6 protein-coding genes are annotated in these 6000 nt (G+C 62.5%); 5 read left to right on the top strand and 1 reads right to left on the bottom strand.

The features are described from left to right. Window positions 1–104: 104 nt before the first annotated feature. The 5 genes from GNZ13_RS30220 to GNZ13_RS51680 are packed head-to-tail and all read left to right on the top strand — an operon-like array spanning window position 105 to window position 4715. Window positions 105–362, top strand: a complete 258-nt coding sequence (locus GNZ13_RS30220; RefSeq protein ID WP_172171422.1) for a hypothetical protein — start codon at window positions 105–107, stop codon at window positions 360–362. Continuing rightward, window positions 362–727 carry a plasmid mobilization protein gene (locus GNZ13_RS30225; RefSeq protein WP_172171424.1) on the top strand — a complete coding sequence of 122 codons (366 nt, stop codon included), beginning with the start codon at window positions 362–364 and terminating at the stop codon, window positions 725–727. The genes GNZ13_RS30220 and GNZ13_RS30225 overlap by 1 nt, the downstream gene beginning before the upstream one ends. A gap of 35 nt (window positions 728–762) precedes the next feature. Further along, window positions 763–966 carry a hypothetical protein gene (locus GNZ13_RS30230; RefSeq protein WP_236002254.1) on the top strand — a complete coding sequence of 68 codons (204 nt, stop codon included), beginning with the start codon at window positions 763–765 and terminating at the stop codon, window positions 964–966. A gap of 4 nt (window positions 967–970) precedes the next feature. Continuing rightward, window positions 971–4225, top strand: a complete 3255-nt coding sequence (locus GNZ13_RS30235; protein ID WP_172171428.1) for an LPD7 domain-containing protein — start codon at window positions 971–973, stop codon at window positions 4223–4225. Further along, window positions 4203–4715 (top strand): hypothetical protein, encoded by a 513-nt coding sequence (locus tag GNZ13_RS51680; RefSeq protein WP_216675075.1) that lies wholly within the window; start codon window positions 4203–4205, stop codon window positions 4713–4715. Before GNZ13_RS30235 ends, GNZ13_RS51680 begins: the two co-directional genes overlap by 23 nt. A gap of 521 nt (window positions 4716–5236) precedes the next feature. On the opposite strand, the gene GNZ13_RS30250 is transcribed toward GNZ13_RS51680, so the two are convergent. Then, window positions 5237–5941, bottom strand: coding sequence for an SDR family oxidoreductase (locus tag GNZ13_RS30250; protein WP_172171430.1), 705 nt, complete (start codon window positions 5939–5941; stop codon window positions 5237–5239). Window positions 5942–6000: the final 59 nt, after the last annotated feature.

Consider the following 6000-nt stretch of genomic DNA (forward strand, 5'->3'; position numbering starts at 1 on the left):
CTTTGAAACCCCGACGCGATCTACTGCCGCGTCAGACTGGTCGGTGGCTCCGCCACCGACATTAAGCACTGCCTGGTATGCGTAATGAATACGGAGGTGCAGTCATGATTCCGAGCAGCGAATGGGTGATCCAGCTTGTAGTGGGGCCGCGTGTCGACGAGCGCGGCAGCGAGCCGCGTTATCTGCCGTGGGCGGGCTATACGCGGCCAATGACGGGCGACCAGGCGATGCGCGCGTTGCGCGAGTGCGAGTTGCGCTGGCCGGAATACGAGTTTCGCGCGCATCCGATCGAGGACGATGGCAGGCCGTTCGCGATGGTCGGCGCTCACATCGATCGTAGTCGCTCGACGGGGCTCTGGTGATGCCCAAGCAAAAAAGCAATGGCGGGGCAGGGCTGGGCAAGCCGATCGCGTTCCGTCTGTCGGATGCGGATCGCGACGCGTACCTTGCAAAGGTGGCGCAAAGCGGGATGACGCAATCGGAGTTCTTCCGGCAGGCGGTGCTGACCAACCGTACGCAGGTGATTGCGCGGCCGGTGGCGAGCGGAGACCGCAAGCGGTTGCTGTACATCTTCAACAAGACCAGCAACAACTTGAACCAGATTGCTCACCGCGCGAACTCGGAGCACGTTCGCGGGAAGCTTTCGGAGGCGACCTACGAGCAACTGCTCACGCAATTGCAGCTCATCGGGCAGTATCTCAAGGCCACCCTGAACAAGGTCGACTGATTTCGATGGGAATGGATCAAAAGCAGGCTGCCATCATGGCGGTCATCGAGCTGGAGACGAAGCTGCACTTCGATCGCGACCATGACGGTGCGCGTACGCTGACGCAGCCGGACTGCGACAGCGCCCGGGCGTTCGTCGATGCCGCTGGCCATCTGCTGCTGTCGATCGTGCACAGCACGCTGCTTTTGCGCATCGAAGGGGCTGAGCGCTGGCTCGCCGAGCGCGGGACGCTGGAGTAGGACGATGCTCATACGCGTACGCGGCTATCACGACGGGATCAAGGCATACCTGGAGAAGGGCCAGAAGCAGGGTCGCGAAATGGAACGCGACGAGATGGACGAGCGCGTGATCCTGGCCGGCGATCTCGATCTGACGAACGACATCATCCAGTCGATCGACACAGACGCCGAACGCTACCTGAACGTCACGCTGTCATTCAAGGAAGACGAGGTTGACCGCGAGCTGTTAGGTGAGATTGTTCGGGAGTTCGAGGCGTTCGCGTTTGCCGCGTACCGTCGGGACGAATACAACTTCTACGCTGAAGCGCATGTTCCGCGCATCAAGAGCTATGCGGACCGCAAGACGGGGGAGCCGGTCGAGCGCAAGGTGCACGTGCATATCGTGATTCCGGAAGTGAATCTTGTGACGGGCCGACGGCTCGATCCGTTCGGGAAGGTTGACCATAATGAGCGGTATCTGGAGGCCTTTCAGGAGCACATCAACGCGAAGTACGGACTTGCGAGTCCGAAAGACAACCGGCGTGTGCAGTTCACGGACGCGTCCGAAATGATCAGCCGGTACAAGGGCGATGTGTTCGAGGGCGCTAACCGCGAGCTGAAGGCCTCGATTCTTGAGGCAGTGATGGCGCGTGATGTGTCCAGGTATGACGACTTCAAGGCCTTGATCACGGAGTACGGCGAGACGCGCACACGCAATGCTGGCAGGGAGTCGGAGTACGAGAACGTCAAACCGGCCGGTGCCGCGAAGGGTGTGAACCTGAAGGAGTTCGTGTTTTCGCGCGAGTTCATCGAGCTCGATGCTACGGCCAAGCGTGAGGCGCTCGAATCGAATGTGCATGCGCAGTACGTTGAGCCAGGCGTATCGCGCGATACGCCGCGGATCTATCTCGATTCGCTCGAGACGTGGCACGACACTCGCGCGCGCGAGATCAAGTATCTGAACAGCGGCAGCAGTTTTTACAAGACGTATCAGGCAGCGTCGCCGGCGGAGCAGCGGCGCATTCTCGATCACCGCGAACAGCGGTTCTACAATGCAACAGGAGGGCTCAATGAGCGCACACGAGAGCGAAGACAACAGCGCCACGATCGATCCGGAGACTGGCGAGATTGGCGGCGAATGGGAGCCGCCGGAGCAGGAGGGCGGGCGCGAGAGCGCGGCGCCGGGCGGGAGCCGGAAAGGACAGGGCAATCGCAGCAATGGTGGAACGAGCTCGAACGCGCGCACCGCGAAATCACGGGGCGATGGCGAGCCGGAGCGGATCACGACTTTGACGCTCGCTTCGATCGATCCGGCGCGCCGTCCCAACCCGCTCACCGTGTGCATGGCGTGCCCGGCCGCGGTGTGGATGGCGACGCCGCGCGACGTCAAATGCTTCTGCCGGCTGATGCATTACTGGAGCTGGGAGACCAGCAAGCCGAACGAGTTGACGCATTGCGATGGTCTGGCGATCGCGAGCGAGCGGGAAGAGAACAGCTAGAAACATCGGTGCCGCGGCCCCGATGGCGCGAAGGTGCCGACCGCGACTTCGAACCCGGCGGAGGTTACGACGAGAGGGAGGGGCGCTGGCAATGGCCGGACGAGCCCGATGCGGTTGACAGGTCCGCCGGTGAACCTGAATGGAAAGTGATCGTCGATCGCATGTTTGTCGCCTGGGACCAGGCAGATGAGGCGGGGCGGATGCGCCTCGCGCGCACCGGTGCCGGGAAGTTCATGCGGGCCGGAGGCCCGTTCGGCTCACGCGAGCCTTTTGGTCTGAGCGATGCGTCTGGCGGTAGCCGCATTCCCGCTGGGCTCGGGCCACGTGAGGAGATCCGCAACCTCTCGGATGTGCAATCGTTCGATGCGATCGAATCGCTGCCGTTCGAGATCCCGCCAACTGATACGCCGCAGCCGACGGACGCGGCGTCGGTCGATTTCAATGCACGTGCGCGCGCGTCGACGGGCCGGGCAGCCGATACCGTTCGCGACCAGTTTGCGCGTGACCTGTCCGAGGCTCGCACGGCGCGACGTGCCCGGGAGCGGGATGAGTTCACCGAGATTCGTGCGACGCTAGACGCGGGCCGGTTGGTGGCCGTGCTCGCGCATACGCACGGACTGATCGTCGAAAAGTATTCGATCGGTAAAGGCGCAGACGGCAGTGACAGAATCCAGGTCGGCTCGCGCAATCTGAATGTGTCTGACTTCCTCACCAAAGAGATGAACCTGTCATGGGAGGAGGCGGCGCAGCTGCTGCGCGAGACCTATCGTGCACAGACAGGACGTGATCCGGAGCATGCACCGAGGCGTACGCCTGAACGGGACCTATGGGGCGAGTTCCAGCAATGGCGATCGGCATACCGGAACGAGCTACGTCGCGCGTGGGATGCGCAGGCCGATCATGAGAGTGAGCGGCGAAAGGCGGTCAAATCTGAGTTCTACAGTGCCCGGAGCGCGCTCATTGAACGCCCGCGCATGGACCTGTCAGGCGCGCAGCGCCGCGAGCAGTTGTCCGCAGCACGGGTTGCGCGCCTTGAGGCAGAGGCCGCGCTGCGTGTGCAGATCGCGAAAGAGCGGGATGCGTTGAAGGGCGCCGCAAGCCGGCCGTTGACCGAGCAGTATCGTGACTTCCTGCAGGAGCGCGCTCAGGAAGGCGACGAACGGGCGCTGCGTGAGTTGCGCCGGATGCAGCAGATCCGCCTGCGGACGGAACGTGCAGACGACGAACGCGCGGTCATTTTCAGTGCGCCGTCTCTTGCGGTGAAGCGACCGGCAGCCCACGATCGCAACGAGATCATCTACGCGGGCCCGGCGATCACGTACGAGGTGCGGGCCAGCGGCGAGGTCGACTACCGGAAGGACGGCGTGGCGTTCCTCGTCGACGAGGGCCGCACATTGCGCCTGTGGGATAGCGAGCGCGAGGCGATCGAGATTGCGCTGCATTTCGCGCAGCAGAAGTTCGGCTCCACGCTCTCGCTGTCCGGACCCGAGGCGTTCCAGACAGCCGCCGCGCGCGTGGCAGCCGACACTCGCATGCGCATCGTGTTCGATCAGGCGCACCTGGAGAGTATCCGGCAGGTCCGGCTTGCGGAGCTCGATGCCGAGGCGCTGGAACGTCGGGCAGCGCAGCGTGAGCGCGAGGCATGGGAGCGCGACGAGCTGCGCGACGCTGTGCGCAATCCGCAGCCGCCTGTCCCCGAAGACCCACCCAACCCAGACCAGGATGCAGCACCGCCCGCTGATCCGGAAGCACCCGACAGTGGGTCAAATTTTGACCGATGATCCACCAATCTCAGAGAAGAAGAATGAACCAGCTTGCACCCATCGATCGCGACGGCCCGGTATCGTCATTCTCAGCGTCTTGAGATGGTATTTTCGCTTGGGAAGGACGATCAAGGCCGCGAACAATGCTGTGGTCGCAAAGCTAACCCTCAGCCATCTGGACAATGCCACACAGTCCAAGGTCGTTGGCCGCGCTCTAGCAATCGGTCAGGACTTACGTGGAGGGATCACGGGGCTTAACCTGAGTGAAGTACAGGAGCTTTTGCTGACGTCACTCGCCATGCTTGAACTTGGAACACCGCCAGCCTATAAGCGCATGAAGTTGCGGCACGTTATTCGAAATCCTTTTCTGGCGGTCGTGCCGCACAGGAGGGTTCTGTGCATGCTGTCTCGTGCCGTTGGTGAGTCTGAGGGCATCGATCTGACGATCGATGATCGAGATCCGATGATCGCTGAATTGGTTTCGCGGTTGAACAAACAGACCGACTAGAAAAAGCGCTCGCAAACATGGACTACTACCAAGGTATTGTCACCGAGTATTTGCGGGCGGATCGTGCGATGTTCGTAAATACCGAGTGCTGCATTCAGTTGAATCCGGGTGCGAATCCGGATCGCCCAGGCCTGCACTGATACTGCGACGCCGTGGCTATCAATTTGCGCGATCGTCAGGTTTTCCTGTGTGAGATTTCATTCTCGTCGTCGCTCTCCGACCTGGGAAAGCGTCTTAGCGCCTGGCACTCAAATTGGCACGCACTGCGACTTGCATTAGCCCGTGATCTATATGTTGACGGAAGCTGGCCCATAACGCCGTGGGTGTTCGTTCCACAAGAGCTTGTCCCCACGTTGGAGCGCAGGCTCGCGACGACATACACTAGCGAAACGATGTCGGCAGAACAAATGCCCTATCCGAAGATTTCGGCGCTCGAAGAAGTAGTGCCGTGGAAGTACCGATCGTGGACAGGCCTGCCCGTCGCGTGCGAATGCGCGCGACGGGCGACCGCTCCGGTGCCGTCAGTGCGGCGTCGCGTCGTTCAGATAGACGCCCGCCGAAAGCCCGGCCTTCACCTGCCGCGTGAACTCGTCGGTGGACACCTCCTCCGCGCCGGCCTCGATCGCGTCGTACGCCTGGCGCACGACGTCGGCCGGCGTTGCCTTCGGCACTTCCAGCCCGCGCACCAGATCCGTATCGATGAAGCCGGCATGCAGCCCGACGACCTGTGTGCGCTGATCGCGCAGCGATTGGCGCAGGCCATTGGTCAGCGCCCACGCGGCCGACTTCGACACACCGTAGGCAGACAGAATCGGCCGGTTCACCCAGCTCGCGACGGACAGCACGTTCAGGATCGCACCGCCGCCGTTGCCGGCGAGGCTCCCCGCGAACGCCCGCGACATCGCCAGCATGCCGAACACATTGGTTTCGAAGTGATCGCGCAACGCCTCGAGCGCATCGTCGTCCGTCAGGCTACCGAGCCGCGCGATGCCCGCGTTGTTGATCAGCAGCGTGACGTCGCGCGCCGCGTGGGCGGCCGCGGCCACGGCCGCCGGATCGGTCACGTCGAGCTTCACGGGCACGACTCCCGGCAGCGTCACGCTGGCCGGATCGCGTGCGCCCGCATATACCTTCCACGCCCCTCTTTCGAGCGCCTGTTTCGCGAACTCGAGGCCAAGCCCACGGTTCGCGCCCGTCACGAAAACGACAGCACCTTTGATCTTCATAATCTTTCCTTTCGAATGATGAATCGCATGCGCGCCGGTTCGCCGCGCGCGTGAGATCC

The organism is Paraburkholderia elongata, assembly GCF_013177735.1.
Lineage (GTDB): Bacteria > Pseudomonadota > Gammaproteobacteria > Burkholderiales > Burkholderiaceae > Paraburkholderia > Paraburkholderia elongata.